Annotated in this window: 2 protein-coding genes and 1 pseudogene; all 3 read right to left on the bottom strand. The window is 74.9% G+C overall.

The features are described from left to right. The coding region (locus CTKZ_RS06145; RefSeq protein WP_124342123.1) for a glycosyltransferase at positions 1-923 on the bottom strand (923 nt) is incomplete at its 3' end. Continuing rightward, positions 920-2281 (bottom strand): O-antigen polymerase, encoded by a 1362-nt coding sequence (locus tag CTKZ_RS06140; protein ID WP_124342122.1) that lies wholly within the window; start codon positions 2279-2281, stop codon positions 920-922. The genes CTKZ_RS06145 and CTKZ_RS06140, both read right to left, overlap by 4 nt. A gap of 39 nt (positions 2282-2320) precedes the next feature. Next, positions 2321-2599: pseudogene (locus CTKZ_RS21430) on the bottom strand (hypothetical protein); the annotation flags it as partial.

The following is a 2599-nucleotide window of genomic DNA, read 5'->3' as shown; positions in this document are numbered from 1 at the left end:
TCGCGGCCCAGGTCGAGCGCGGCCGCGCGGTCCAGGCCGGTGCGCAGGTCGGCGGGCGTGACGGACCCGGTGAACGTCGTCACCCAGGCGCCGCCGACCTCGTCGGCGAGCGCGGCCGACGTCGGCCCCTCAGGGACCAGGACGGGCCTGTCGAGCGAGAGCGCGAGCAGCGCGGCGCCGGAGTTGTGCAGCCGGCGGTAGGGCAGGACGACGAGCGACGCGGCGGACACCTCGGCCGCGAGCACGTCGTCGTCGACGTACGCGAGGCGCAGACCGACGCGCGGGTCGGCGGCAGCGAGGGCCTCGACGGTCGCGCGCAGCTCGGCGGTCTCGGGGCTGCCGACGACGCGCAGCTCGAGCTCGTCGCCCGGCGTCGCGGCGAACGCCTCGACGAGCTCCTCGACGCCCTTGTAGGGGCGGACGAGCCCGAAGAACAGCACGCGTCCGGGTCGTGCCTCCCCGCGCGGGTACGGGGCGTACCAGTCGCGGTAGTGCGGGTGCGGCACGGTCACGAGCGGGGTGCCGGGGCGCGCGTCGTCGGGCAGCGGCGTCGTCCCGTTGAGTCGCACGAACACGGTCGTCCGGCGGTCGACGACGCGCAGGAGCCACCGCTCGAGCGCGCTGCCGGACTCGTGCGGCTCGACGTTGTGCAGGGTCCGCACGACGGCCGTGCGGGTCAGCGCGAGCCGTGCGAGCAGGGCCGCCGTGGTCACGAACCGCGCCGCGGTCTTGAGCCGCGACGTCCCGCGGAGCAGCTTCTCCGGCCAGTGCACGTGGAAGACGTCGTAGCGCCCGAGGAGCGCGGTGCGCCAGTCGAAGGTCAGCGCGTGCACGTCCTCGGGCAGCTCGACGAGCAGCTGCGCGAGGTACGGGTTGGTGGTGCGGCGGGGCCGCGGGAACGACTCGAGCACCGTGACGGTCATGCGCGCCCTTCCGGCAGGGGGTCCGGCACGGCGGCCGGTCGGGTGTCGTCGAGGGTCGCCTCGCCGGCGTCGACGCCGGGTCGGGGGAGCAGCAGCATGCCGAGCGCGAGCACGATGATCGGCATCGAGCTGTAGATGGGACCGAACGCGAAGTTCCAGAGCATGACGCACGTGAGGTAGATCGCGAGGCCGGACGCGACGCGGCGCGCGGCGGCGCTCGCGATCGACCATACCGACAGCCCGAGGATCCACGCGCCGAGCGCGACGCCGGGGATGCCGAAGTTCGACCAGAGGTCCGCGATCACCGCGTGCAGCTTGATCTCGCTGCCGAACATGTAGTTCTCGACGTACCCGTTGTCGGGGTCGTAGTTGAGGGCGGCCATGCCGGACTTCGCGACGAGGATGTCGTCGAGGTTCGCCTGGACGCCGACGCCGTACCCCATGGGCCGGGACTCGGCGAGGGCGAGGCTCGCACCCCACTCCGGCCGGCCGCCCAGCAGGATCGAGCCCGACGCCTGCACCTGCTCCTGCGACCGCTGCTGCGTCGCCGCGCCGAGGTACCCCTCGAGGATCAGCGTGGTGCCGACCGAGTAGACGCACGCCGCGATGCCCGCGAACAGCGCGATGGTCGCGAGCGCGCTCGACCGTCGGCCGAGCGTCGTCGGACGCAGCTGGTAGGCGACGAGGAGCGCGGCGAGCACGAGCGTCGCGAACGCCGACCGCGAGTCGTTGAGCATGCAGACGGCGGCGAGCGCGAGCAGCAGCACGATCTCGACGGGCCGAGGCCGCTTCCGCACGACGAGTCCGAGCGCGAGGACGGTCACCGCGTAGGAGAAGTTGTACTTCCACGGGTTGGCCGGGTTGATGGGCTCGAGCCCGATGCGCAGGACCAGGCCCGCGGCGGCGGACAGCGCGACGGTCCGCAGGGAGAGCACGGTGCGGGCCCACAGCAGCAGGCCGATCGCGCAGAAGCCGCCGACGACCAGCAGGAGGTTCGCGCGCAGCACGACCGGGCTGATCGTGTGCGACGCCGACGACACCGCGGTGAGCCACACGCCTGACGCGAGCGCGATCCCGCCGAGCAGCAGCAGCCCGCGCGCGCCGACGAACCGCTTCGGTGCGGACCACCAGACGGGCACGAGCGCGAGCGGGACGACGATCGCCGTCGTGAACGCGTCGACGAGCTGGTAGTTGAGGGCGACCATGGCGACGGCGGCCATGGCGACGTACCGCGTCGAGCGCCGGGGGACGCGCAGCGGTGCCGGGACACGCGGGTGCGCGCGGGCGTGCGTCGACCCCGTGCCGGGCCGTGCGTCGGCGGCGCCCGGGTGCGGGGCGGGGGCGGTGCGCGTGCTCATGCGGCACCGTCCTGCGCGGCGGGGGGCGTCACGACGGGCTCACAGCCAGGAGGCGTGCGCGCCGCGCTCCTGCGCCATCGGGCGCGGCGCCGACAGCTCCAGGTCGTCGAGCCCGGCGAGCTCGCGCCCCGGCAGCAGCGCCTCGCCGGAGCGTGCCGCGGGACCCGAGCCGTTCGTCCCGCCGGACGCTGCGCCGACAACGACGGGCGCCGGCCGGGACGCCGCGGAGGCCGTGGGCGTCGCCGTCCCGGACGTGCCGGCGTCGACGGGGGCGCCGTCGCGCTCGGGTGCGGCCTCGCCGGGGTGCGTGCTCGGCGC

Origin of the sequence: Cellulomonas algicola, assembly GCF_003851725.1 — a bacterium.
GTDB classification, from domain to species: Bacteria; Actinomycetota; Actinomycetes; order Actinomycetales; family Cellulomonadaceae; genus Cellulomonas; species Cellulomonas algicola.
The sequence above is the reverse complement of the archived record's forward strand: the minus strand, read 5'-3'. Positions and strand labels throughout refer to the sequence as shown.

Bases quoted from the DNA above. Each gene is read 5' to 3' on its own strand.
- CTKZ_RS06140 (WP_124342122.1), bottom strand. From the start codon at position 2,281: ATGAGCACGCGCACCGCCCCCGCCCCGCACCCGGGCGCCGCCGACGCA.